Below are 24,744 nucleotides of genomic sequence, written 5' to 3' on the forward strand. Positions count from 1 at the left end.
TGGATCTACATCGCCTGTAGCTGTTGTTACTTGTACATCTAAATCAAAAAGGTTTTTTTCATTAATCATTTTCTTTTCCCCCTAAAGTTTTTTTAAGACAATATGTCTTATTTAGCAATTAGCAACAGAAGCTATTGAATGAACCTGTGTTTCCACAACCAGGCGTACAAGCTGAGATACTTGTAATTTGTGGATCTACATCGCCTGTAGCTGTTGTTACTTGTACATCTAAATCAAAAAGGTTTTTTTCATTAATCATTTTCTTTTCCCCCTAAAGTTTTTTTAAGACAATATGTCTTATGTAGCAATTAGCAACAGAAGCTATTGAATGAACCTGTGTTTCCACAACCAGGCGTACAAGCTGAGATACTTGTAATTTGTGGATCTACATCACCTGTAGCTGTTGTTACTTGTACATCTAAATCAAAAAGGTTTTTTTCATTAATCATTTTCTTTTCCCCCTAAAAATTTTTTAAGACGTTATGTCTTATGTGTCTAATTTATCAGATAAATATCCTAGTAGAATCCGTATATTCCGCAAGCTTATATTGTAAATTCACGCATTATAAAATAAAAAATATGTAAATTAAGTATTGAAAATTTAAGGACTATATTGAAAACATACCGTTTTTATTGTATTTTTTTATATAGAACCAAAATACAGAATATTTAGAAAGAGGGTTGTTTTTATGAATAAAGCACTATGGGAATTTCTAATGGAGATGAAAAAAAACAAACTTACCTTTGAAAATTATGAATTATGTCCTTCATTGGAAACTCTATCAGTTGAAGAGCGAATTGTATTAGATGAGTATGCAAAGGATTTCCGGGTGAAAAATGATGGTGGAAATCAGTGGGTTTAGAGATTGTTTAATCAATCACATTGCTTACCATATCTCCTACCGTAATCAAAGTGATGAATCTGAAATACTACTATTTATTCAGAAATGTCTTTCCCAAAAAGGAAAGGTTTTAAATCCAGAATCTTCCGGTTTCTCTTGGGGAGAGCTATATCTAGCTCTTTCTTTTTTGACCAAACGACAACCAATAACAAAGAGAGAATTGGATAAGGCAATGGGGATTGAATTTATTTTTTTATCAGCGGATATAATAGATGATTTGTGTGATGGAGACATATTAAATCCATTATATTTTAAAAATGAATATCCCCGTTTTTTGTTAGTTTCTCAATATTTACTTATGCAAGGACTGATATACTTAACTTATAAGACAAAAGATACTGCAACAGGAGATCTTCTCCAACAACTAATACATTCGTGTTGTGGGGAATGGAAAGATATCCAATTTTGTTTTTCAATAGATAAAAAAATAATTTTAAGTGAAGAAGAATATATGAAGCTTATTGAAAAGAAATCGGGTCTACTAACAGAAACTATCTTTCGAACTATTAATCCTGAAAATAGAATTTTAAAAGAAATCACATCATATATAGGGATAGCTGGCCAGCTAAGAAATGATGCTAATGATGCCATGACAGATAATAAAAATGACCTTCAGGAATTAAAGGCTTATCTTCCTTTTTTAAAAGCTTATGAATATAGTTACATAACACAAGATGATTTTTTTAAAAATTTAACAGACAAACAAATTTCTTCTTCACCTGAAGTACGGGCATTGGTTCGGGATTACATAGAACAATCTGGAGCACTTCACTATTGTCGTATCCTATCTCGGCTATATTATAGAAAAGCATTTGCACTCTTAGAAAAGAATTTTATTCTTTCTACAGACGAAATGACTTATTTTCAAATGATGGTTATAGGCAGGGATCACTTCTATGCGTAATATTGGGTTCTGTATTCCTTTAAGCATTTTATATTTACTAATACTTTTAACGAATAACTACTATTTTCACTCTAGTAATTTTAAAGAAAGTGTTAACTCTTTATTAATTAGTCATTTTTATATGATCAGCGTTATTAGTCTTATTTTTTTCACTATAGGGTTAATTAGCTTTTTAAAAAAAAGACAATCTATTGTAGCAAAAAAATTCTTTTCTCTAACATCTGTCTTTGGGATAGCCATTCTAACATCTTTATTATCTAGCTATGATATAAATATTTTTAAAGCTATAGAGGTGAGTAGCATTTTTATGCTTTCTTATCTATTAATAAGTTTTTTCTCTAATTTCCCTGTATCTACCAAACCAAAATATGTGAAAATATTCAACCTTGTATCATTTTTAATTTCAACAGGATTGACTATTATTTATATATTTTTTTGTTGTTTTGGATATATGTCTAACAATAATTTTAGCTTTTTATTTAAAGTTTTACTAATCACTAACCTATTTCTCAGTATTAGCATCTGTGTTTTTCTTATTTCATTACATTTACGAGAAAATAATCTTAAGGTGAAAAGTCAATTATATATTCTAATTTTTGGTATTATCCTTAGTTTTTTACCAATTGTTCTACTTAATCTGATTCCTGGTCTACTTTTTGGGGAATCTAAAATTCCATTTACATATTGTTTACCTAGTATTATTATATTTCCTTTAACTATTTCTTATTTATTAATAAAGCAAGAAGTTATTGAATTTGAGATTAGAATTTCTAAATGGCTAACAAACTCACTCTTTTACTTGCTCAATTTATTCCTTTTAAATTTATCGGTTGAACAATTCATAGATTTGTCACAAAAAGAAATATTCATACTATGCAGCTTAAGTGTATTATCTGTTGTACTCTCTGTATATATATATAAACTTATTCTCTCATTATTTAGGTATTTCAACATAAAAAATGATGCGCAATCAGGTTTACATAAGATTGAACTTTTTCAAACACTCTCTAAGGAGAAACATGCTAAAGAGCTTGCAAAATTAATAGGACAGCTTATTAACCAGATGTTTAACATTAATGGTGTGTCTATAATATGGAACTCAAATAGTATTTATCATTCATTATATGAGACAGGTATTTTTCAGGATATGGATAAATTTGAGCTATTTAACCAATTGAATCAACTTGAACAGAATCTGTTACTAAAGGAAGGTACTACTCCTATTCATATTCAGTTTGAAAAATACCACTTAATTTGTTTTCCAATACTTATTTACCAAGGCATGCAGGGAGCTATTATTATTGGTGAAAAAAATGATTATACATTATTTAAACCTAAAGAAATTAATGAACTTGAAGAGGTTGTAATAAACTCGGCAAATTTACTATTAAGTGTTAATACCCTCAATAGTAATAAAAAAGAAATTCGAAAAGCAAAGGTAAAGGCTCAAAACTGGAAACAATTTAACTACCAAATTATACAGTCTCTAGAGGACGAAAGGAAAAGGCTTTCGATTTTCTTACATGATGAAATTCTTCAAATTCTTATTTTGCAATTAAACGAAATAAGAATGCTTCAGACTAAGAGAAACTTTTCTATAGATATATTAAATTCAATGGATGAGCAACTTGAAGATATTATCTATAGTATTAGAAAAATGTGTCATAATCTTCACCCTATTATCGTAGAAGATTTAGGCTTAGAAGCGAGTTTACACACACTAAAACGCGAGTTCGAATTAAATTATCGCATTCTCATTCATATACAATTTAATTGCAAATTAAAAATTCTCTCGAAGAATCTCGAAATACAGATCTATCGCATAATAAAAGAGCTACTGAATAATGCTATTAAGCATTCCAAGGGGAATAATGTTCAAATACATATCATAGAAGAAAAAGGCTGCTATGTTTGTACTGTAGAAGATGATGGCATAGGCTTTTGTGTTCCAAACAGTTTTTCTGAATTTAGTACAAGCAACCACCTTGGCCTAATGACTATCCAGCGTCAAGTTTCCGAGTTAAACGGAAATTTGAGAATATCTTCTGAAAAAGAACATGGGACATTAGTCACATTTACCATTCCAGTAAATTGGGAGGAAAAAAATGAGTATACATACACTACTAGTGGATGACCATTTGCTAGTTATGCTAGGCATCCAAAGACTACTAGAATCTGAGGAAGATATTAAGGTAATTAATACCGTCAATGATCCTTCCATATTAATTAAAACCGTGGCAGAAACCCGTCCTGATGTAATTGTTACGGACATCAGGATGAAGCAATATAACGGCATTGAACTTACAAAAGATTTATTGGCAAAATTTCCGGATGTAAAGGTTGTAATTCTATCAGGATATGATCATGAAGAATATTATAATGCGGCCTTTGAAGCTGGAGCAAGTGCATACATCACGAAAGAAAGATCAGCATTTGACCTAGCTAACGCCATTCGTCAAAGTCACATGGGATATATACTATTTTCTAAAAATCAAATTATGGGAAATAATATTGAAGCACTAACTTCTGCTGAACAAAGAATACTTCACTTAATCTCAAAAGATAAAACAAATTATGAGATTAGTATGGACCTTTCCATCAGCAAAAGAACTGTAGAATATCACATTTCTTCAATTATTAGAAAATTGGGTGTAGATTCAAGAGTTGGAGCAGTCGTAAAAGGGATTAAAAAAGGATTAATTGAGGGTTTTTAATTACAAAAGGACATTGCAAAACAGTTCCATTACAAAGTCTCTTGAAAGATAAGGTAATGCGGAAGTATAGCTCATTACTACCAGAGCCATAAAATGAAGAAATAGGTCCCAGTGATGAAGGCCTATTTCTTCATTTTAAACAACTGTTATCCTAATCATTTATTGATATTTTTTAAAACCCCAAAAATAAAATCCTTTCTTACATTAACTGTTACGCATACATCGGAAACTTAAAAGCTTCTCACAACCTCCATATAAATATGCCTCCTTTGTTTTGATAACTAAACTGTATGTAAACACCGTTCCTATTTCTATATACTTTATCAAGTTATGATTACACTGATGTTATTTAGGAGGTTTTATATTATTCACCTGTCCACCTTATATTTTGACTTCATAGCGTACATTTTTTCCTAATACTAGAGTATAACAATGCCGATAACAGTTCCTCTTAATAATAGCTTTACTAAACTGTACTTTCGTTAGAAGAGAGAGACCCTTAGACAAAAATTATCTAAGGGAAAAATAGCGTAACATTTTTATAAATCTTCTTTATTTTTCGTATCACTCAGCGATTTATGTACCCTTATGCGATATAAATTACCAATTATTTCCCTATATCATATTCACATATATGTAAAATATCACTTATATCAATTTCCTTAATATAAGACGATTCGTAAACAAGTTGGGGTATAATCATCTTTTAATCATCATAACGGTTTCTGCTTAAACTTTTGATAGTTCCGTACCTTTAACAGAAGTATACTGCCACAATCTGTACAAATATAAGCATCTACTGGTGAAGATGTGAACATCGTCTCCTTTTTCCGTATTTGTGCATATCCGACAAACTCACCTTCTCCTATGTTATGAGAACCACAATTAGAGCATGTCTGCACGACTTTTTGTTTCATGAGAGCACCACCTTTAATCTGTTTCCACTCCCTTCGACAGTTCAATTCCATTTCCCTTCCAAAAAACTTCTTATTCTCCTACATTACAACAGGAATCTCAAAACAAAAATCGTATATATACTATGAAATATATTTATTAACGGAGGAATTTTATGACTACTGTTATGACACTCGATATAGCAACAGAAATTGAAAATGCAGAAATTGATATGCTCTCTTCTAGATTAGAGGGACTACAAGCAATGAGTGGAAATCCAATGCAAGTGCAAATGAAAAATTTCGGTAGTGCCACTGCCTTTTCATCAAAAATAATTGCCGGTCCTGCTTTTAATACGGTAAAAGGTATTACAAATGCAGATGCGATTGATGCAATCATTTCTTATTATAAATCACTACAAATTCCTTGCCGTTTTGAAATTACACCAGCGCAAGGCACAACTGAACTATTTCAATACTTATCTCAAAAAGGTTTTTACCAATCTAGCTTCCATACTGCTTTGTATAGTATACCGAGAAAGGGTTCATCACTTCTTCCTTCTAATATTACATTACGAAAACTGAAAGAAAATGAATTTGATATTTTTGCAGACATATATGTACGTGGATTTAATATGCCATCCTTTACAAAAGATGGTGTTCACCAAAATAACGAAATTCTTTACAATGAACCAGGATGGCATTTTTTCATAGCAGAAATTCAAAATAGCCCTGCTGGTATTGGTGTCCTGTATATAAATAAAGGTGTCGCATCATTAGCTGCTTCTGCTACTTTGCCAGAATTTCAGCGTAAAGGCTGTCATACTGCATTAATTCAAAAGCGAATTAAGACAGCTATTGAATCCAATTGTACTTTAATAGTTGGACAAGCAAGGTTCGGTAGCGGCAGTCAAAATAACATGGAGCGTGCCCACATGAAAATTGCTTATACAAAATCAATATGGACCGCAAAAGACATATAATTTACTTTATTTCTCCTTCCGTTACATTTTTAAACATTTTATGACAAATCCTTTTCTATCCTATTAATCATTTGAATATTCAAACTAGATTTGTTACGATATTACTAGATACATCATTCAACTTGCAATATGAAAAGAGAATTCTAATCAAACTACAAGGAGGAGAAATGTATGACTAAACATGATCATGGTTTAAAAGAAAAAGTAGAAGGTGCCATTGATAAGGTAAAAGGTGAAGTAAAAGAAGTTGTTGGGAAAGTAACTGACAATAAGAAATTACAAGCTGAAGGAAAATGGGATAAGGTGAAAGGCACTGCTAAAGATACAGTTGGTAATGTAAAAGAAAAAGTACATGAATATAAAGAACATAAGAAAGAAAAATAAAAAAAGAGCCCATCGGCTCTTTTTTTATTTTCCTTCATTCTTCTCTAGCACGTATAAATCTTCTTCGATATTCGTTAATTTCTCACTTACAAGCTTTCTTGCATCTCCAATTGCTTGATTATATGCAAACGGTCCAACTAATTTAATCATTTCTTCTATTAAACGCTCTGCTTGGAAACGTCCAATTTCATCTAAATCTTCTTCCATAAAAAATTGCTGAATTTGTGCTACAAGTTCTTCTTTTTTATCATTTGGTATTTTTATATTCATCATCGTTGTTACTCCTCTATATTTAAGATAGTATCTTCCTTAACTCTACCATAGAAAAACGATTACCAGGACAGCTTTTTGTAACTCCTTCTAACTCTCTATGACCGAGTATATTTTCTTTCTTTATAGCAAATTGCTTCATAAACAGTTTGCATAAAGAATATAATGCATTCACTTGTGCAGGAGTTGGATCGTATTTATCGAAATTTCCCGTCATACATATTCCAATTGTATGGCGGTTATGGTCTTTCGCGTGCGCTCCAATATGTAAACCTCGTCCTTCCACTACAGTTCCATCCTTTTCGATAAAATAGTTGTAACCAATTCCGCTCCACCCCCTTACAGTTTGATGAAATTCATGCGTTTTATACACGTCCCATCCATCTTCAGCTGTATGGTGAATAATCAGTTTGTTTACTTTTTCTAAAGGAACTAATTCATCTTGAAATGTTAGATTGACACGTTTAATTTCCATTTGAACTGCCTCCTCTTAAAAATCAATCATAATAATCGTTTTATCATCTGGCCTTATTCTCTTTTCCGCTTCTAGCTCTTCAATAATTGCTATATATTCGTTTATACTATTCTTTCTTATATATGCAACAGTTTGTTCTAATGACCAATCTGGGTGAAATAACCCGTCTGAACAAATAAAAATCCCACTCACTTCATCTGTATGTAATTCACCATGTTGTAAATAATGTATCGCTTCTTTCATTCCATTTGCAACTGAATAACCATCTGGCATATTTGCAAGATAACGATTGTATTTTAACTGTTCTCGAACATCTTGAAAAACATATTCTTCTGGTACAGATAACCCTTTTTTACGATCTTCTTCCCTCTTCTTTTTTGCTCTTTTACTAATTCCTTCAACTGTGTCTTTCGTTAATACTTGCATCGTTCCATTTTGAAAAGTTGCGACAATCATACAGTCCCCAAGCTGCGCATATTCAATTTTCTCACCAACTATTTGGACTGCCGCGATACATGTGCACCACAAATGCTCTTTTTTTCTCGTGTCTACTTCATATTCTAACATTTTGCTTTGCAATGCTTCATTTGCTTTGGCAACTGCAAATTGTAAACTATGATTCTCTCGTAATGCAGTAAAATAACTTGCAAATAAATGCGAAGCGATGTATGCTCCATTATGTCCCTTTTCATCACGAAACGGGACAAGTGGTGTTGCACCGTCACATACACCATAAATCTTTTTTTCTTTATTACAAAAATAAGAATCCTCACATTCTTGCTTCAACGGGCTTTTCTGTTGATATGTTTTTATCTTCACAACTGTATCCCCTTTCAAATGATAAAATACTCAAATTCTTTTGATTAATCTAATTTACCTAAATAAACTGTTTTTACCCAAAACTTTCAATATCATATATAATCTTGAAATAATATGAATTTTTCAGTGAAGGACGGGAAAGAAATGGTCAGATTCCTTGGTGTTATTATCGGTTCTATTATTATTGCGGTTGCCTTTAATCTTTTCCTTATCCCCCACAAAATTTTAAGTAGTGGAATTGGCGGAATTGCTATTATTTTAGGGATTGTAACCCCTGTAAACACAGGCATTATTAACTTTGTATTAAACTTACCTATCCTTATTTTAGGGTACATAGGTCTTGGAAAAAAAGTAATTTTTAACACAGTTGTCTCTGTAGTTGTATTATCTGTTGCATTATACTACGTTCCAGTAAAAGTCGTAGCAACAGATCCATTGTTATCTTCTATCTTCGGAGGTGTCATCGCCGGAGCTGGTATTGGTCTTGTTTTTAACTGTAATGGATCCACTGGTGGATTTGATATTATCGGTATGCTTTTATCCCGCAAGCGAGACATTAAACTTGGCGGATTCCTTATTATTTTAAATGCAGTCGTTGTAATAATCGCAGGATTTTTCTTCACCTGGGATGTTGCACTTACAAGCTTACTTTCAATTTATGTAACTGGTAAAGTAATTGATGCTGTTCATACAAAACATCGTAAAGTTACACTTATGATTGTAACAAATGAAGCAGAAAAAATGAAAAAACAACTTCTTTCAACTGTTGTACGTGGAATAACGTTACTTGATGGCGAAGGTGCTTATTCAAGCGAGAAAAAGCGTGTACTTATGACGGTCGTTTCTCGTGAAGAATTAGCAAGTATGAAACTAACAATTTCTGAAATCGATCCGAATGCATTCGTTAATATTACAGAAACTGTAGAAGTGTTAGGACTTTTCAGAAGAAGTTAAAGACTAGGTGGGAATCCACCTAGTCTTTATTTTGCATAAATTCAATTCGGTTTCCAAATGGATCTGACACGTAAAATCGAATTACATCTGGTCGTGCATAATCATCAATCACTTTAACACCTTGCTCTATAAGTGTTTGCTTAAATTCATTAATTTCATTCACATAAAAAGCTGGATGAGCCTTTTTAGCTGGTGTAAAGTTCCGCTCGACACCAATATGGATTTCTTGATTTCCACATTTAAACCAACATCCACCTCGTTTTTTCAACTCTTCTGGCTTTGGAATTTCTTCCATACCAATCGTATTCCCATAAAAATCACGCGCCTCTTCTTCACACCCTACAGGTGCAGCTACTTGCACGTGATCAATCCCTTGAATATAATTTTTCATTTTCTCTCCCCCTCCTCTACCCTAATGTTATACGGAAAACGGCCGTCTGTAACTTACAAAAGGTTTATAAAACAATATAAGCTCCCCTTATTACCATCCTGCATTCACCTTGCAAAAAATAAAAAAAAACAAAATTTATTCTATAACTTCCATTTTTTATAGAAATACACATTACATCTATATTATAGTTATAAATAGACAAATCTTTTTAGATGCTATTTGTACGGAGGAACTATTATGAGTCGTAAAAAATATTCACCAACTCAAAAAAAACGTCATCCGAACATTTCTAGACGTTTGCGAAACCATATACAAGATCGTTCATTAACAGAAATGTACGCATCTCTGTTCGAACACAATCCTGATAGTATTATTTCATTAAATTTAGAAGGAGTTATTCTACATATAAATCCTTCTGCCGAAAGAATATTAGGTTACACTTCTTTAGAATTAGAACAGAAAAATATTACCTCTATTTTAGAAGCCCATATTTCTGAGCAAGTATTACAAAATATAAAGAATACTGAAGCGGATAATCAACAAGAGTATATCTTATCTATTTATCATAAAAATGGATTCTTATTAGATGTTGTGACAAAACTAGTTCCTATTTTTGTTCAAAATCGTCTTACTGGCGTATATGCTATTATGAAGCCGCTTGAAAAATCAGAAAGAATTGAGAATATGCTAAAAGAAAGTGAGAAGAGATTACGTACATTAGTAAACTCCATGCCTGCGTTTGTTATTTTTAAAGATCATGAAGGGCGCTGGCTTGAGGCAAATGATTACGCACTTTCTTGCTTCAATTTCCATCATGTACCTTACCACGGGAAAAAAGATAGCGAACTCATTCAATATAATGAAGCATACCGAGAAGCTTTTTTACATTGTGAAGAAATCGATGAACTAGCATGGCAACAAAGACAAATTCTTCATGGCGAGGAATTTATTATACATAGAGATGATTTCGATCTAATCTTAAGTATATCAAAAGTTCCGCTTTATCATCCTGATGGTTCTCGCAAAGGTCTTATCGTGATGGGGAGAGATGTTACTGAGCTAAAAGAAACTGAAAAGTTACTACGAAAATCAGAGAAGCTCGCAGTAGTCGGACAACTGACAGCTGGAATTGCCCATGAAATTCGAAATCCACTCACTTCTCTAAAAGGTTTTCTAACGTTGCTCCTCCCTGAAATAAGTGAGGAGCAGAAATGGTATATCGATGTTATGTTAAGTGAGATTTCACAAATGGAATCCATCACGAGTCAATTTATGGCGATGTCTAAGCCACAAGTATTATCTATCCAAACTTGTAACATACAAACTTTAATTGAAGAGGTAGTTACATTTATTTTACCGACTGCAATTATGCATAGCGTTCATATCATCATGGATCATTTTGATTACGTATATGATATTCAATGTGACGGTAATCAATTAAAACAAGTGTTTATAAACATATTAAAAAATGCGATAGAAGCAATGCCAAATGGCGGAAATATTTTCATCCAAACAAAACCATTAGAGGATAATTTCATCTTAATACGAATTATCGATGAAGGTTGCGGCATTCCTGAAGATCGTATCTCCCGTCTAGGCGAACCTTTTTATAGTTTAAAAGAAAAAGGCACAGGACTAGGATTAATGATGTGTTACAAAATAATTGAAGAACATCATGGTAGATTACACATTTCAAGCGAATTAAATAAAGGTACGATTGTTGATATTGAGCTACCACTTTCTTCATCTCATCTTGCAATCCAGTCTTAAATAAAAAAGAAGCATCTGCTAACGATTAGCAGATGCTTCTTTTTTTAAAATGCTTTGTCATACCACTCTTTTGCTTTTTCTACTTCACCCATCGTTAATTGATGCCCTCGATTTTCCCAATGCATTGTTACATTCGCATTTGCATTTTCTAATAGTACCTTCAATTCCTCTGACTCTGCTGATGAACAAATTGGGTCATTTGTCCCAGCAGCAATAAACACAGATTTCCCTGCTAAATTTGCTAATTGCATTCCTCTTCTTGGTACCATTGGGTGATGAAGCACAGCACCTTTTAATGCATTTTCGTAATGGAATAATAAGCTTGCTGCGATATTTGCCCCATTCGAATAACCGATAGCTACAATGTTATTTCTATCGAATTTATATTCTTTAGCCGCTTCATCTAAAAATTCATTTAATTCCTTCGTACGGAAAATTAAATCCTCTTCATCAAAAATGCCCTCTGCTAATCGGCGGAAGAAACGCGGCATCCCATTCTCTAACACATTTCCCCTAACGCTTAATACCGACGCTTCCGGATCAATTATTTCTGCAAGTGGTAGTAAATCTAATTCATTACCACCTGTGCCATGAAGTAATAACAACACTGGTTTTGACGTATCTTTTCCTTTTTGAAAAACATGTTTCATCATAATCCTATTCCCCCTTCAATCACTTTAATCTAAATTTCTCACTTCAAATGGTAAAAGCGTTTGTTCAATCTGTTTTCTATGTTGTTCATATTGTTCCGGTAACTTTAATTCCTCACCCATCGTCTCTAACGATTCATCATGAGCGAAACCAGGAGGATCTGTTGCAATTTCAAATAAGATTTCACCATGTTCTCTAAAATAAATCGCGTTAAAATAATTTCGATCTTGTACAGGAGTTACGTGATATCCAAAACGCGACACATGCTCTTTCCAGTCTAGCTGATCAGCATCGTCAATCGCTCTCCAAGCTATATGATGAACTGTACCAACGCCCATTTGGCCACGACCGATTGTTGATAATTTCAAATCAATAATATTTCCAATATCAGCAGAAGAACGGAATCGAACAAATTCACCCTCTTCTCCAATTTTCTCAAGACCCATAATATGTTCTAACAATTCAGCTGTTTTTTGAGGCTGTGCAGATAAAAGAACAGCACCTCCAAACCCTTTAATTGCTACTTCTGGTGTAACTTCTCCAAAACTCCAATTATTTAATTCGCCTGCTTCTCTTTCAACTAATTCTATATGCAAACCATGCGGATCATCAAATTCTAAATACTCCTCTCCAAAACGAGTCATTTTCGTATACGAAACATCGAATTTTTCTAATCTATTTTCCCAAAACTCCATTGCACCTTTTGGTACAACGTAAGACGTAATTCCTACTTGACCATCCCCAATAATACCTTGACGAGCACCTGCCCATGGGAAAAACGTAATAATTGTTCCAGGTTTTCCTCCTTCATTTCCAAAATAAAGATGGTACGTACCTGGATCATCAAAATTCACTGTTTGTTTCACTAAACGTAACCCTAATACACCAGCATAAAAGTCTACATTTTCTTGTGGATGCCCTACAATCGCTGTAATGTGATGGATTCCCATTGTTTTCTTTTCCATTTCTTCCACTCCTTTTTTATTTCATTATAAAAATTCTTTTACATTTAAATTCATTATTCATTTTGTCCATGCTACAAAGTAAAATCCGTCATTATAATTTTATCTCGAATTCGAGATATCGATTATAAAAATACACATTAACTTCCAGCTTGTCAATTCATCTCAAATTCGAGATAGTTTTTAAAAAATATTTACTCCATTTAAAATCTTTATTCAAAGTACAAATTAACTTGAACTCAAATTTATTATAAGTTACTTACTTTTAGTTGTCAATAAGTTCCTTATTTTCATTTTAAATAAAAAGAGAGTAAACGCCAGTTTCGTTTACTCTCTTCGCTAATCATTTCGTTTCTTCTTCCAATATTGCTTCCATCTCATTAAATTCACGATGAACTGCTTTAACGGGTTCTTTCGTTAATAAACTTACAACGATAACAGTTAATAAACTACAGAAAAATCCAGGTACCATTTCATACATAATTGCTTTTAAACTTGGAATTTGTACCCATGCTATAACAACTACTGCACCAACAATCATACCTGCAAGAACGCCCCATTTATTCGTCCTTTTCCAATATAAACTTAATAAAATGGCTGGTCCGAACGCTGAACCAAATCCAGCCCAAGCATAACCTACCAGTGTTAAAATTGTATCACTTGGATGATACGCTAAAACAACTGCGATCATAGCTACTACTAATACTGACAATCTACCGATAAATACAAGTTCTTTGTCACTTGCATTACGACGGAAAAATGTTTTATAGAAGTCTTCCGTTACTGCACTTGAAATAACAAGTAATTGTGAGGAAATACTACTCATAATCGAAGCCAAAATAGCTGATAATAAAAATCCTGTAATGTACGGATGGAATAAAATATTGGAGAATGTTACAAAGACCATTTCTGGGTCTTGTAATGTCGCATTATTTTTAGCATAATAAGCGATACCAATTAGACCAGTAAGCATTGCACCTATAATTGAAATCGTCATCCAACCGATACCGATTCTACGAGAAGTCTTTAAATCTTTAATAGAGGTGATTGCCATAAAACGGACAATAATATGCGGTTGACCAAAATACCCAAGTCCCCATGCTAAAAATGAAATAATGCCAAGTATTGTGGTCCCTTTAAACATATCTAAATGCGATGCATCGACTTGTTTAATCGTATTAAATGTTTCTGTTACACCACCGACATCCGTAAAAGCAACAATTGGCACTAGTACAAGCGCAATAAACATAATACAACCTTGTACAAAGTCCGTCCAGCTTACGGCTAGAAAGCCACCGAATAGTGTATACGCAACAACGACACCCACTGTTACAAATAAACCAATTTTATAATCTAGGTTGAAAGAATTTTCAAACAAACGTCCACCTGAAACTAAACCAGCCGACGCATAGAATGTGAAAAATACTAAAATGACGATAGCGGAGACAAAACGAAGTATTTTCGTACGATCTTTAAACCGATTCTCTAAAAAGTCTGGAATCGTAATTGAATCATTTGCCACTTCTGTATACGTTCGTAAACGTGGGGCAATGATTAAATAGTTTGCATAAGCACCTATTAATAAACCTATCGCAATCCATACACTTGATAATCCTGTTGCATACATCGCACCAGGTAATCCCATTAGCATCCAACCACTCATGTCAGAAGCAACAGCTGATAAAGCTGTAACTGCTGGACCGAGTCCCCTTCCACCTAACATATAATCTGATAAATCGGATGTCTTCTTATAAGACCAATATCCGATATACAACATACCTGCCATATAAATAGCAAGCGAAACCATAATTTCAATCTTCACCAAATCTCTCCCTTATTCCATAAGCCATTCAAAATTTCGAAAAATGACTTTTTCTATTTTCTTGTTTTCGCTTATGGTTCCCTACCTTAACAAACATTTTTTGTTCTTTCAAGTGAACGAGCACTTTTCATTACATGTGAAAACCTTTATAAACGCCTTTATCCCAGTGGATTACAATGATTTTTCAAGAAATTAAAGTAATAATATTCAGAAAATAAAAAAGCCATACAAATGTATGACTTTTAACTCTATTTAAGCATAGCTCATCTTCTATTTACTAGTAGGAAACAATTCTGAAAGAGAAACTACCCGCCCCACCTCATCTTTAAACACAATATGCTCTCTCATTAAATGGCGCGGACTCTTTACTCCCGCTGCTGCTGCGAGTGAGAACACACTATATCTCATACTTATTATATAATTCATGACTCGCCACTTCTTCTCATACGGATCTAACGCTTTTTGATAATGCGGATTCGTCGTGGCTACACCAGATGGACATTGGCCAGAATTACATTGAAGGGCCATAATACAGCCGCTTGCCATCATAAATCCGCGGGCTGAACTTACAGCATCCGCTCCAATCGCTAAAGCAATCGCCACTTTATCTGGTGTGATTAATTTACCCGATGCAAATACTTTAAACTTGTTACGGACACCATAATAATTTGCTGTATCGATAAATGTAAGTAATGCTGGAATAAGCGGCAGTCCCATACAATCTGCCATCGATTTATACGTTGCCCCTGATCCACCTTCTGAACCGTCTATTGTAATAAAATCTGGGTAAATATTTAGTTCTTTCATTGTTTTTATTAAATCTTCCAAAGGCTCCTGCTGACCAATTACAATTTTCATTCCAACTGGTTTACCGCCGCTTTCTTGCAACTGTTGAATAAAACAAAGTGTATCCACTGCATTCTTTAAAAATGAAAATCGATTCGGTGAATTAATCGTCTCTCCCTTTCGGACGTTGCGAACAAAAGCAATTTTCTCATTTACTTTTTGTCCCTCTAGATGACCACCACGTATTTTAGCACCTTGCCCAAATTTCAATTCGAATGCTCTAATATTACTTTCTTTCGCTTTCTCCATGAATTTTCCCATTGAAAAATTACCGTCCTCATCACGGTACCCAAATAACCCTGGACCAATTTGCGCAACGATATTCGCTCCTGTATGTAAATGTTCTGGAATAACGCCACCTTCACCAGTATTAATCCACGATCCGCCTGCCATTTTCGCTCCAAAACCACTCGCTAAAATATAATTTTCTCCAATCGCGCCGTAAGAAGTCGCAGATGCTCCAAACATGCCATGTAGTTTCCACGGATATTTACGGTTTTCACCGACTATAATTGCATCATCTTCTTCGTACAGCCAAAGATTCGTTGTATCCGCTGTCAATTTTTCTCTTCTTGAAAATAATCCTTCTTTATGAATCATGTACTTTTTACCTTCCCGCTCTTGCGAAAGATTCACACTTAATTCCTCAGTTAATATCGGAAATAATGTATTAGCAATATAATAGCCAGAAGCTTCAAAATCTCGTTTTGATCCAAAACCAAGTATTTCAGAGCGATATTTCGCTAAAAACATAACACTTTGAAAATCATAACGTGAGAAAGGCTTTCCATCCGTATCATGATCAAACCAATATTGTCGAAATTCAGGCCCTATCTTTTCCAGTAAGTAGCGCATTCTTCCTAAGTACGGATGTAACTTTAAAATAGAATGATGTGTTCGTTTTTTTATAAAAAATGTAATGATAAAAAAGATGATTAAAAGCAACATTAAAAATAGTAATATACTAATAATAACGAGTAGCGTTTCACTCATCCCGCTTCCCCCTATGAAATCCCATAATAAAAGGAGAACACTCGGTGTGCTCTCCTTTTATCTTTATTCATACTAACGTAGCAAGATGCTCTTTCGCGTCATATTCAACTAAACTTTCAGCATGTTTAATTCGATGAACAAAGTCTGGATTAGCAATTAACGGTCTGCCGAATGCCACTACATCAATTGTTCCTTCTTGCAACGCTTCTTCGGCCTCTTTCGGATTTAAATTACCAACCCCAACAATCGTACCATCCCAATATTTTCTTACTAGTTGATGAAAATTCTTTCCGTCAGCAATCTCTTGCGTATAATTCATCGTTGAAGGATGGATCATCGTTAATCCAACTTCTTTGAACATATTTACGAACGTTTCAATTGCAAGCTCTGGATTTTCCCACATATAAGTAGGGTTATCACCTTTAAAAGCAGAGAAACGAAGAAGTGTTTTATCGGCTCCAACTGCTTCTATTACAGCCTCCGTTACTTCTTTCATAAATGTTAACCTTTGTTTTAAATCACCACCGTATTTATCTGTTCGCTTATTCGCAAACTCATAAGTAAATTGATCAATTAAATATCCGTGTGCACCGTGAATTTCTACTCCATCAAACCCAGCTTCGATTGCATTTTTCGCAGCTTGTGCGTATTGACCAATAACTTCTTCTATTTCTTCTAACGTCAATGCTTCTGGTGTATCAAACGGTTTACGAAAACGCGGAACATTCCCTTCTGCAGCAATAGCAGACGGTGCTTGTGGCAATTGACCACCAATTATTTCATGATGACTCATACGCCCAACATGCCATATTTGAGCAATAATCGTCCCGCCTTCTTTATGTACTGCCTCTGTAACAGGTTTCCAAGAATCGATTTGTTCTTGCGTATAAATACCTGGTACTCCTGGGTTCCCTTTTGCTCTCGGACTAATGACAATTCCTTCTGTAATAATTAGTCCAATTCCATCCGCAGCACGTTTTCTGTAGTATTCCACTACATCAGCGCCAACTACTCCAGTCTCATTATCTGCAAAGCATCTTGTCATCGGTGCCATTGCTATACGATTACGAAGAGACAAAGCTCCAATTTGAATTGGATCAAACAACTTTGTTTCTTCAACGTTTTCAAAAGATCCACCAGCGTTTACATTTGTTCCTTCATAAATACTCGCTGCTTTATTACTTGAACTTGTCATTTTTCTTCCCCCTAAAAAATCTTACTATAATCGCATCATACTTACTTTTAGATAGTAACGTCAATTTTTACGACTTTACAATAAAAAATTCGAATATCAAAAAAATAAAATACTATAAATAATATTAAAAAGGTTTCCTTAGAAGGAAACCTTTTTTGTTGACCATATATGGCTGTCAATTCGTTTATCTCTTTAATATAAAAAATACCTTATCAATAGAAGTGAATATGGTTCAGTATTCTTCTAAAAATACTAACTTATATACCTAAAACAATGAAAGCCCTACCTCTCTTTCATCCTTACGGCTCCTCGTCCGTGCCAGTGTGAATCAGGATTGCAAAAATCAAGTAACTATTTTATCGAAGTATTGAATTAAACTTCGAACATTCGTAAAAGAAATTTAAAATAAAAATGGATTTGATTGTAGTAATAACAAAAGAGGTTAATGCTTTAAAAGTGGTTTGAAAGAGTTGAATGTCTTTGAAATGATTGATTGCCTATAATTATGTTCCCAAAAAATTCAAGATCTTTTTTGGGATGCAATACATTATTTGTAATGAACCTTAACAAAAGCTTTTTATTTGATTTTCTGTGATACCTTCAATTAATCCAAGTTCACTAATCAAAAATTCATGTGCGTTATCTAACATTTTCTTTTCGCTTGCATTAAGTGCTTTTTCTTTCTGTATACGCATTAAATCACGCACAACTTCAGCACCTTCTTGCATTTTACCCGTTTTTATTTTATCAGTGTTCACTTTATACCTTTGTTTCCACGTAAGTAATCTATCTGATTCCCCATGCAAAAAAATATCTATTATGTGTAGTAATGCCTTGATATCTGTAACTGGTCGTATATTTGAGTTCAATATTTTGCCTTCAGGAATCATTATTTCCATATTGTTAGCCGACATTTTTATAACATAATATTGTTGTTTTTTTCCTGCGATTTCTTTCTCTTCTATGGCTTTAATTATACCTGCTCCTTGCATTGGATAAACAATGTTATCGCCAATTTGAAACAAATAATCCACCTCCATATATGGTAACCTTCTTAAGCTTAACACACATTCATTTTTTTAGCAAAATTTTTATTTTATCACAAAATTATTTTACACGTCAACACTTCAGAAGCAAGAAATTAAATTTACACAATACACTATAAAAACCGCAATTCCATTAACGGTTCCACACACATTCATTCTCTTTTAACACAAAAACACATCACTACATTTAAGTAGTGATGTGTTTTTGATAAGGCATAAATAAAGATCTACTTTTCTGTCTATATACTAACCTGCTTACGAATCGTCTCCCGCGCTAAAAGAAAACTCATAATCACTTGCGCAGCTACTCTACTCGTCATATCCCTAAAATCAAGAGTTGGATCAATTTCTACTATATCCATCCCTTGAACGAGTGGCTCTTTACCAAGAAATTCAATTGCATCAAGTAAAGTAGTACTATCCATCCCACCAGGGCCAATTGCTGGACAACCTGGCGCAAATGCTTGGTCTAGTACGTCCATATCAAGAGAAATGTAAATAGAAGTCACACCCTGATTTCTTAATACTTCAATACTTTCCGTGATAATATCTTTTATTTCTCGTTTTCGTACGTCTTTCATTGTGTACACTGTCACACCATGTTCTTTTGCATATTCATGGTACGCACGTGCATTTGAAAAATTACGAATGCCGATTTGAACGAGTTGTTTTCCTGTTATGACATCATTTTCTAGCAAACTACGGAACGGTGTACCATTTGATGGACCACCATCATCTAAATTACGTAAATCATGATGAGCATCAAATTGAATAATACCGATTTTCCCTTTACTATTTGCAAATCCTGTTATACTTGGAAAACTAATTGAGTGGTCACCACCAAGTACGATTGGTATCATGTTCGGATTTACTTTCGTTACATGACCAACTGTTTTCGCAATTCGGTTATGACTTTCTTTTATATCCGTCACATGCATCGTAATATCACCGCAATCATACAGAACACTTTCTTTCATATCGTGTTCTTCTGTAATTGCGTATGTACTATATGCATCTAACATCGCACGAATTGTTTTTGGCGCAAAACATGCACCTGAATGACTAATAGATGGTTTAGAAAGGGGTGCTCCAATTAAGGCAGCACCGAATATTTCTACACCTTCCTCCCAATCTTTAATCATTTCACTCCATTTCGTCACTTCACGATCAATAAACTTTGCATTTTTCTTTAAATAGTGGCCGTGCTCCACGATTGTTCACCTCTTGTATATGCAATATTCCCATTCTTCCATACTGTATTTACATGACTTACACCATAATGGTACGGTACGTAAGCATAATTGTAAGCATCCCATAACACTAAATCTGCCTTACGACCAACTCTAATTTTCCCAGCTACATCACCACGGTTAATGGCATAAGATGAGTTAACTGTTACGGCATTCCAAACTTCTTCTGGTGTCATTTTCAGTTTTAGCATTGCAATGCTCATAATAAGCTGAATGTTTTCAGTTGGACAGCTACCTGGGTTAAAGTCTGTAGCTAATGCAACTGCAACACCTTCATCAATCATTTTACGACCGCGAGCGAAGCTTTCTTTATTTAAATAGAAAGTTGTTCCTGGTAATAGAGTTGCTACTGTATTCGAGTTTGCAAGCATTTCAATTCCTTTATCAGAAGCGCCAACTAAATGATCTGCTGATGCTGCACCGATTTCAGCAGCAGCTTCCGCACCACCAAGAGGGTCGATTTCATCTGCATGAATTTTCACATCAAAGCCAAGCTCTTTCGCTTTTAGTAAAAACTCTTTTGACTCTTCGACAGAGAACACACCTGTTTCACAGAAAATATCGACGAACTCAGCCAATTGCTTCTCTTTCATTTCTGGCAATAAATCTAACATCCATTGTAAAAACTCTTTTGATCTTCCTTTATACTCTTTTGGAACTGCATGAGCACCTAAAAATGTTGAAACTAAATCGACTGGATGCTCTTTTTGTAATTGTGCAGTTGCCTCTAATTGTTTCCATTCCGTCTCATCATCTAATCCGTAACCACTCTTCGCTTCTACAGTTGTCACACCGAAAGATAGCATGCGGTCTAAATGGAATTTCGCTTTTTGAACAAGTTCTTCTTTCGATGCTTGTTTCGTTGCATTTACAGTCGAAAGAATACCGCCGCCTTGTTCTAAAATTTCTAAGTACGGAACTCCTTGTAATTTCAGCGCGATTTCATTTTCACGAGATCCACCAAATACAAGATGAGTATGCGGATCAACTAGGCCAGGAGAAACCATTTTCCCTCCGCAATCAATAACTTCTTTCGCTTGTAATCCTTTTACTTCTTCCGCTGTTCCAACGAAAGTGATTACGCCATTTTCAATTCCGACTACACCGTTTTCGATAACAGGAAGCGTGTTCATTGCTTCCCGTCTTAACAAGCCATCTTCTTGATCCATTGTTAGTAATTGACCGATATTTATTAGTAAAGTGTCCAGCATGTTTTCTCCTCCTTATTTCATCATTGGAATGTTAACGCCTTTTTCTTTCGCAGTTTCAACAGCTAAGTCATACCCAGCATCTACGTGACGAACAACACCCATACCAGGGTCAGAAGTTAATACGCGTTCAATACGTTTTGCTGCTGCTTCTGTTCCATCTGCAACGATAACCATTCCAGCGTGAAGTGAATACCCCATACCAACGCCGCCACCGTGGTGAACAGACACCCAGCTTGCACCGTTTACACTGTTAATTAATGCATTTAAAATTGGCCAGTCTGCTACTGCATCACTACCGTCTTTCATCGCTTCTGTTTCACGGTTTGGAGATGCTACTGATCCGCAATCTAAATGGTCACGACCGATTACGATTGGTGCTGATAATTCACCATTTGCCACCATTTCATTAATGATGCGACCAAATTTCGCACGCTCACCGTAACCTAACCAACAAATACGTGATGGAAGACCTTGGAATTCAACTTGCTGACGAGCCATACGAATCCAGTTACATAAATGTTCATTATCAGCGAACTCGCGTAAAATTACTTCGTCTGTTTTATAAATATCTTCTGGATCACCAGAAAGTGCTACCCAGCGGAACGGTCCTTTTCCTTCACAGAATAATGGACGGATAAATGCTGGAACGAATCCTGGGAAATCGAATGCATTTTTCAAGCCTTCATCGAAAGCAACTTGGCGAATGTTATTTCCATAATCAAATGTAATTGCGCCTTTTTCTTGCATTACAAGCATTGCTTCTACATGTTTTGTCATACTTTCTTTTGATAATTGTACGTAACGTTCTGGATCTTCTTCACGAAGTTTCGCTGCCTCTTCTAACGTATAACCTACTGGAATATAACCGTTTAATGGGTCATGAGCAGATGTTTGATCCGTAACTAAGTCAGGGATAATATTACGATTTACTAACTCAGGTAAAATTTCTGCTGCATTGCCTAATAATCCAATTGAAATAGGCTCTTTCTTCTCTTTATACTCGTTTGCAATAGCCAATGCTTCTTCTAATGATTCTGTATACTTATCACAATATCTCTTTTCAATACGACGATCGATACTACGCTTATCTACATCAATAGCAATGACAACACCGCCATTCATCGTTACAGCAAGAGGTTGTGCACCACCCATACCACCTAAACCAGCAGTAAGTGTTAATGTACCTTTTAATGAACCTTCAAAATGTTGACGAGCTGCTTCACCAAATGTTTCATATGTTCCTTGTAGAATCCCTTGTGTTCCAATGTAAATCCAGCTACCAGCTGTCATTTGTCCGTACATCATAAGACCTTTTTTCTCTAGTTCTCGGAAGTGATCCCAATTCGCCCATTTTGGTACTAAGTTTGAATTCGCTAACAGAACACGCGGCGCGTCTTCATGTGATTTAAAAATGGCAACTGGTTTTCCTGATTGAACAAGTAACGTTTCATCGCTTTCTAACGTTTTTAATGAATCTACGATTGCATTGTAGCTTTCCCAGTTACGAGCTGCACGGCCAATTCCACCATATACAACTAATTCTTCTGGTTTTTCAGCTACCTCAGGATCTAAATTGTTCATTAACATTCGAAGTGCTGCTTCTTGCACCCAACCTTTCGTTTGTAACTCTGTACCTCTTGGCGCGCGAATTGTTTGTTGTACTTTTTCCATTTCAATCTCTCCCTTTTCTCATTTTATAGTGCTGCGTTTACATCTAATCTTTCTTTTATCGAATAATTCGTTTTTAACCAATGCGCAATATTTTCAATATCAGTTGAGAATATGCGGTCATTTGTAATAGAAGGTACTTGTTGACGGCCTTGATGGTAGAAGCTCTTCGTCACTGCACTCATGTTTTCAATACCGCGATATTCTGCTGCTTGCATTGCACAAATCATCTCAATTGAAAGAACACGTCTTGCATTTTGAATGATCTGATGTGCATGGCGTGAAGCAATTGTTCCCATACTTACATGATCTTCTTGGTTAGCAGAAGACGGAATTGAATCTACACTCGCCGGATGTGCTAACGTTTTATTTTCAGAAACTAGTGACGCTGCAGCATATTGCATAATCATTGCACCTGACTGTAGTCCTGGTTCTGGACTTAAAAATGGTGGTAAATCATTTAATTGCGGATTTACTAAACGCTCAATACGACGTTCTGAAATATTTGCAAGTTCTGCCATTCCTACTTTTAAGAAGTCCATCGCAAACGCAATCGGTTGACCATGGAAATTCCCGCCCGAAATTACTTTTTCCCCACCATCAAAGATAAGCGGATTATCTGTTGCTGCATTCATTTCAATTTCTAATTTTTCTTTCACATAATTTAAAACTTGCCAAGAAGCACCGTGTACTTGCGGGATACAGCGAAGTGAATAGGCATCCTGTACACGTAGTTCTCCTTGTTTTGTTGTTAATTTACTATCATGAAGAATGTCACGAATTCTGCTTGCTACTTCCACTTGCTCTTTATAACCACGTGCTTTATGAACATTTTCATCAAATGCATCAATAATGCCTTGTAACCCTTCAATTGTCATCGAAGCAATTAGTTCAGCTTGATACGCCGTTGCTTCTGCTTCTATATAAGAAAGAACTCCTTGTGCCGTCATCGCCTGCGTACCATTAATTAACGCAAGACCTTCTTTCGCTTCAAGTTCAATTGGCTCAAGCCCTTCTTCTGTAAGAGCAACCATTGCATGAACGCGTTTCCCTTTATAGAACACTTCACCTTCGCCTAATAATACGAGCGCGAGATGAGATAAAGGCGCTAAATCTCCACTTGCACCAAGTGAACCTTGTTGCGGAACGACTGGATGAATTTTACGATTTACAAACTCAAGAAGCATATTTACAACAAGCGGCCTTACGCCTGATACTCCTTTAAGCATCGTGTTTGCTCGTAAAATTAACATTCCGCGCGATACTTCTTCAGGGAATGGATCACCAATCCCGCATGCATGTGACTGAATTAAATTATGCTGAAGTGCCTTTACATCATCTTTTTGGATAAGCACATCACTAAACTTTCCAAATCCAGTTGTAATTCCGTAAACGACTCTTCCGTCCTCTACAATTTTCTCAACTACTTCGCGGCACTCCGCTACCTTTTGCATACTAGTTGGACAAGCTGTTACACCTTCTCCTTCCAGTAATAACCTCTTCATTTCTTCAACTGTCAATGTATGTCCTGTTAACGTAATCATCATTTTTCCTCCTTAAAAAGGCAAAAGGGGACCTTATCTTTTTAAGACAGACTTCTGTCCTAAAAAAGTAAGGCCCCCTTCTAACTAATAGACTATG

26 protein-coding genes are annotated in these 24,744 nt (G+C 34.9%); 8 read left to right on the forward strand and 18 right to left on the reverse strand.

Annotated elements, in window-relative coordinates; translation table 11 throughout:
• The 3 genes from ACS2FK_RS26450 to ACS2FK_RS26460 form a co-directional block, all read right to left on the reverse strand.
• Positions 1–69, reverse strand: a 69-nt coding sequence (locus tag ACS2FK_RS26450; RefSeq protein ID WP_438899895.1) for an FDLD family class I lanthipeptide, incomplete at its 3' end; no start/stop codon positions are given.
• A gap of 49 nt (positions 70–118) precedes the next feature.
• Positions 119–259 (reverse strand): gallidermin/nisin family lantibiotic, encoded by a 141-nt coding sequence (locus ACS2FK_RS26455; RefSeq protein WP_023522751.1) that lies wholly within the window; start codon positions 257–259, stop codon positions 119–121.
• 49 nt (positions 260–308) lie between these two features.
• Complete coding sequence (locus ACS2FK_RS26460; protein WP_023522751.1) at positions 309–449, reverse strand: gallidermin/nisin family lantibiotic; 141 nt, start codon at positions 447–449, stop codon at positions 309–311.
• A 240-nt stretch (positions 450–689) separates the two neighbouring features.
• Here ACS2FK_RS26460 and ACS2FK_RS26465 point away from each other — a divergent pair, with 240 nt between their 5' ends.
• The 4 genes from ACS2FK_RS26465 to ACS2FK_RS26480 are packed head-to-tail and all read left to right on the forward strand — an operon-like array spanning position 690 to position 4,520.
• Positions 690–863 (forward strand): hypothetical protein, encoded by a 174-nt coding sequence (locus ACS2FK_RS26465; RefSeq protein ID WP_023522753.1) that lies wholly within the window; start codon positions 690–692, stop codon positions 861–863.
• A complete protein-coding gene (locus tag ACS2FK_RS26470; RefSeq protein WP_063548357.1) occupies positions 838–1,806 on the forward strand; it encodes a polyprenyl synthetase family protein in 969 nt (322 codons plus the stop codon). The genes ACS2FK_RS26465 and ACS2FK_RS26470 overlap by 26 nt, the downstream gene beginning before the upstream one ends.
• Positions 1,799–3,940, forward strand: coding sequence for a sensor histidine kinase (locus ACS2FK_RS26475; protein WP_063548359.1), 2,142 nt, complete (start codon positions 1,799–1,801; stop codon positions 3,938–3,940). Before ACS2FK_RS26470 ends, ACS2FK_RS26475 begins: the two co-directional genes overlap by 8 nt.
• On the forward strand, positions 3,912–4,520 hold the full coding sequence (locus ACS2FK_RS26480; protein ID WP_023522756.1) for a response regulator transcription factor: 609 nt from the start codon (positions 3,912–3,914) through the stop codon (positions 4,518–4,520). Before ACS2FK_RS26475 ends, ACS2FK_RS26480 begins: the two co-directional genes overlap by 29 nt.
• A 713-nt stretch (positions 4,521–5,233) precedes the next feature.
• On the opposite strand, the gene ACS2FK_RS26485 is transcribed toward ACS2FK_RS26480, so the two are convergent.
• A complete protein-coding gene (locus tag ACS2FK_RS26485) occupies positions 5,234–5,437 on the reverse strand; it encodes a hypothetical protein (RefSeq protein ID WP_063549354.1) in 204 nt (67 codons plus the stop codon).
• Between the two features lie 152 nt (positions 5,438–5,589).
• Between ACS2FK_RS26485 and ACS2FK_RS26490 the strand changes: the two genes are divergently transcribed.
• Positions 5,590–6,396, forward strand: coding sequence for a GNAT family N-acetyltransferase (locus tag ACS2FK_RS26490; RefSeq protein WP_063548361.1), 807 nt, complete (start codon positions 5,590–5,592; stop codon positions 6,394–6,396).
• 171 nt (positions 6,397–6,567) lie between these two features.
• Positions 6,568–6,780: a CsbD family protein gene (locus ACS2FK_RS26495; protein WP_000160410.1), complete on the forward strand. Its 213-nt coding sequence runs from the start codon at positions 6,568–6,570 to the stop codon at positions 6,778–6,780.
• Between the two features lie 24 nt (positions 6,781–6,804).
• Here the strand turns inward: ACS2FK_RS26495 and ACS2FK_RS26500 are convergent, their stop codons facing one another.
• The 3 genes from ACS2FK_RS26500 to ACS2FK_RS26510 are packed head-to-tail and all read right to left on the reverse strand — an operon-like array spanning position 6,805 to position 8,362.
• Positions 6,805–7,053: a DUF2164 domain-containing protein gene (locus ACS2FK_RS26500; RefSeq protein WP_000981064.1), complete on the reverse strand. Its 249-nt coding sequence runs from the start codon at positions 7,051–7,053 to the stop codon at positions 6,805–6,807.
• A 19-nt stretch (positions 7,054–7,072) separates the two neighbouring features.
• Positions 7,073–7,525, reverse strand: coding sequence for a peptidoglycan recognition protein family protein (locus ACS2FK_RS26505; protein ID WP_000403999.1), 453 nt, complete (start codon positions 7,523–7,525; stop codon positions 7,073–7,075).
• 15 nt (positions 7,526–7,540) lie between these two features.
• Positions 7,541–8,362, reverse strand: a complete 822-nt coding sequence (locus ACS2FK_RS26510; protein WP_140157221.1) for a protein phosphatase 2C domain-containing protein — start codon at positions 8,360–8,362, stop codon at positions 7,541–7,543.
• A 126-nt stretch (positions 8,363–8,488) separates the two neighbouring features.
• Here ACS2FK_RS26510 and ACS2FK_RS26515 point away from each other — a divergent pair, with 126 nt between their 5' ends.
• A complete protein-coding gene (locus ACS2FK_RS26515) occupies positions 8,489–9,298 on the forward strand; it encodes a YitT family protein (RefSeq protein WP_000251344.1) in 810 nt (269 codons plus the stop codon).
• A 19-nt stretch (positions 9,299–9,317) separates the two neighbouring features.
• On the opposite strand, the gene ACS2FK_RS26520 is transcribed toward ACS2FK_RS26515, so the two are convergent.
• Complete coding sequence (locus ACS2FK_RS26520; protein ID WP_000800772.1) at positions 9,318–9,689, reverse strand: VOC family protein; 372 nt, start codon at positions 9,687–9,689, stop codon at positions 9,318–9,320.
• 237 nt (positions 9,690–9,926) lie between these two features.
• On the opposite strand from ACS2FK_RS26520, the gene ACS2FK_RS26525 reads away from it, so the two are divergent.
• Positions 9,927–11,459, forward strand: coding sequence for a BA3702 family sensor histidine kinase (locus ACS2FK_RS26525; RefSeq protein WP_000087652.1), 1,533 nt, complete (start codon positions 9,927–9,929; stop codon positions 11,457–11,459).
• 44 nt (positions 11,460–11,503) lie between these two features.
• Here the strand turns inward: ACS2FK_RS26525 and ACS2FK_RS26530 are convergent, their stop codons facing one another.
• From ACS2FK_RS26530 to hutH, 10 genes are all read right to left on the reverse strand, one after another.
• Positions 11,504–12,112, reverse strand: coding sequence for an alpha/beta hydrolase (locus ACS2FK_RS26530; protein ID WP_000975455.1), 609 nt, complete (start codon positions 12,110–12,112; stop codon positions 11,504–11,506).
• A 24-nt stretch (positions 12,113–12,136) separates the two neighbouring features.
• Positions 12,137–13,075, reverse strand: a complete 939-nt coding sequence (locus tag ACS2FK_RS26535) for a ring-cleaving dioxygenase (RefSeq protein WP_000412726.1) — start codon at positions 13,073–13,075, stop codon at positions 12,137–12,139.
• Positions 13,076–13,415: 340 nt separating this feature from the next.
• Entirely contained in the window at positions 13,416–14,894 is a 1,479-nt protein-coding gene (putP, locus tag ACS2FK_RS26540; protein ID WP_063548365.1) for a sodium/proline symporter PutP, read from the reverse strand.
• Positions 14,895–15,164: 270 nt separating this feature from the next.
• Entirely contained in the window at positions 15,165–16,733 is a 1,569-nt protein-coding gene (locus ACS2FK_RS26545) for an FMN-binding glutamate synthase family protein (protein WP_063548367.1), read from the reverse strand.
• Between the two features lie 67 nt (positions 16,734–16,800).
• Positions 16,801–17,928 (reverse strand): alkene reductase, encoded by a 1,128-nt coding sequence (locus tag ACS2FK_RS26550; protein WP_023522763.1) that lies wholly within the window; start codon positions 17,926–17,928, stop codon positions 16,801–16,803.
• A 563-nt stretch (positions 17,929–18,491) separates the two neighbouring features.
• Positions 18,492–18,953 (reverse strand): CarD family transcriptional regulator, encoded by a 462-nt coding sequence (locus ACS2FK_RS26555; RefSeq protein ID WP_175056340.1) that lies wholly within the window; start codon positions 18,951–18,953, stop codon positions 18,492–18,494.
• Positions 18,954–19,213: 260 nt separating this feature from the next.
• Complete coding sequence (gene hutG / locus ACS2FK_RS26560; RefSeq protein ID WP_023522766.1) at positions 19,214–20,185, reverse strand: formimidoylglutamase; 972 nt, start codon at positions 20,183–20,185, stop codon at positions 19,214–19,216.
• Positions 20,164–21,435, reverse strand: coding sequence for an imidazolonepropionase (gene hutI / locus ACS2FK_RS26565; RefSeq protein WP_063548369.1), 1,272 nt, complete (start codon positions 21,433–21,435; stop codon positions 20,164–20,166). Before hutI ends, hutG begins: the two co-directional genes overlap by 22 nt.
• A 12-nt stretch (positions 21,436–21,447) precedes the next feature.
• Positions 21,448–23,106 carry a urocanate hydratase gene (gene hutU, locus ACS2FK_RS26570; protein WP_023522768.1) on the reverse strand — a complete coding sequence of 553 codons (1,659 nt, stop codon included), beginning with the start codon at positions 23,104–23,106 and terminating at the stop codon, positions 21,448–21,450.
• A gap of 23 nt (positions 23,107–23,129) precedes the next feature.
• Entirely contained in the window at positions 23,130–24,647 is a 1,518-nt protein-coding gene (gene hutH, locus ACS2FK_RS26575; RefSeq protein ID WP_063548371.1) for a histidine ammonia-lyase, read from the reverse strand.
• Positions 24,648–24,744 lie beyond the last annotated feature (97 nt).

Source organism: Bacillus cereus group sp. BceL220 (assembly GCF_051776965.1).
In the GTDB taxonomy this organism is placed as follows: domain Bacteria; phylum Bacillota; class Bacilli; order Bacillales; family Bacillaceae_G; genus Bacillus_A; species Bacillus_A cereus.

Coding starts and splice junctions, on each gene's coding strand:
- ACS2FK_RS26475 (WP_063548359.1), top strand. CDS start 1,799: ATGCGTAATATTGGGTTCTGTATTCCTTTAAGCATTTTATATTTACTA.
- ACS2FK_RS26515 (WP_000251344.1), top strand. CDS start 8,489: ATGGTCAGATTCCTTGGTGTTATTATCGGTTCTATTATTATTGCGGTT.
- ACS2FK_RS26490 (WP_063548361.1), top strand. CDS start 5,590: ATGACTACTGTTATGACACTCGATATAGCAACAGAAATTGAAAATGCA.
- ACS2FK_RS26485 (WP_063549354.1), bottom strand. CDS start 5,437: ATGAAACAAAAAGTCGTGCAGACATGCTCTAATTGTGGTTCTCATAAC.
- ACS2FK_RS26460 (WP_023522751.1), bottom strand. CDS start 449: ATGATTAATGAAAAAAACCTTTTTGATTTAGATGTACAAGTAACAACA.
- ACS2FK_RS26470 (WP_063548357.1), top strand. CDS start 838: ATGATGGTGGAAATCAGTGGGTTTAGAGATTGTTTAATCAATCACATT.
- hutU (WP_023522768.1), bottom strand. CDS start 23,106: ATGGAAAAAGTACAACAAACAATTCGCGCGCCAAGAGGTACAGAGTTA.
- ACS2FK_RS26535 (WP_000412726.1), bottom strand. CDS start 13,075: ATGGAAAAGAAAACAATGGGAATCCATCACATTACAGCGATTGTAGGG.
- ACS2FK_RS26545 (WP_063548367.1), bottom strand. CDS start 16,733: ATGAGTGAAACGCTACTCGTTATTATTAGTATATTACTATTTTTAATG.
- ACS2FK_RS26455 (WP_023522751.1), bottom strand. CDS start 259: ATGATTAATGAAAAAAACCTTTTTGATTTAGATGTACAAGTAACAACA.
- hutI (WP_063548369.1), bottom strand. CDS start 21,435: ATGCTGGACACTTTACTAATAAATATCGGTCAATTACTAACAATGGAT.
- ACS2FK_RS26480 (WP_023522756.1), top strand. CDS start 3,912: ATGAGTATACATACACTACTAGTGGATGACCATTTGCTAGTTATGCTA.
- ACS2FK_RS26520 (WP_000800772.1), bottom strand. CDS start 9,689: ATGAAAAATTATATTCAAGGGATTGATCACGTGCAAGTAGCTGCACCT.
- ACS2FK_RS26465 (WP_023522753.1), top strand. CDS start 690: ATGAATAAAGCACTATGGGAATTTCTAATGGAGATGAAAAAAAACAAA.
- ACS2FK_RS26505 (WP_000403999.1), bottom strand. CDS start 7,525: ATGGAAATTAAACGTGTCAATCTAACATTTCAAGATGAATTAGTTCCT.
- ACS2FK_RS26495 (WP_000160410.1), top strand. CDS start 6,568: ATGACTAAACATGATCATGGTTTAAAAGAAAAAGTAGAAGGTGCCATT.
- hutH (WP_063548371.1), bottom strand. CDS start 24,647: ATGATTACGTTAACAGGACATACATTGACAGTTGAAGAAATGAAGAGG.
- ACS2FK_RS26550 (WP_023522763.1), bottom strand. CDS start 17,928: ATGACAAGTTCAAGTAATAAAGCAGCGAGTATTTATGAAGGAACAAAT.
- ACS2FK_RS26500 (WP_000981064.1), bottom strand. CDS start 7,053: ATGATGAATATAAAAATACCAAATGATAAAAAAGAAGAACTTGTAGCA.
- ACS2FK_RS26530 (WP_000975455.1), bottom strand. CDS start 12,112: ATGATGAAACATGTTTTTCAAAAAGGAAAAGATACGTCAAAACCAGTG.
- ACS2FK_RS26525 (WP_000087652.1), top strand. CDS start 9,927: ATGAGTCGTAAAAAATATTCACCAACTCAAAAAAAACGTCATCCGAAC.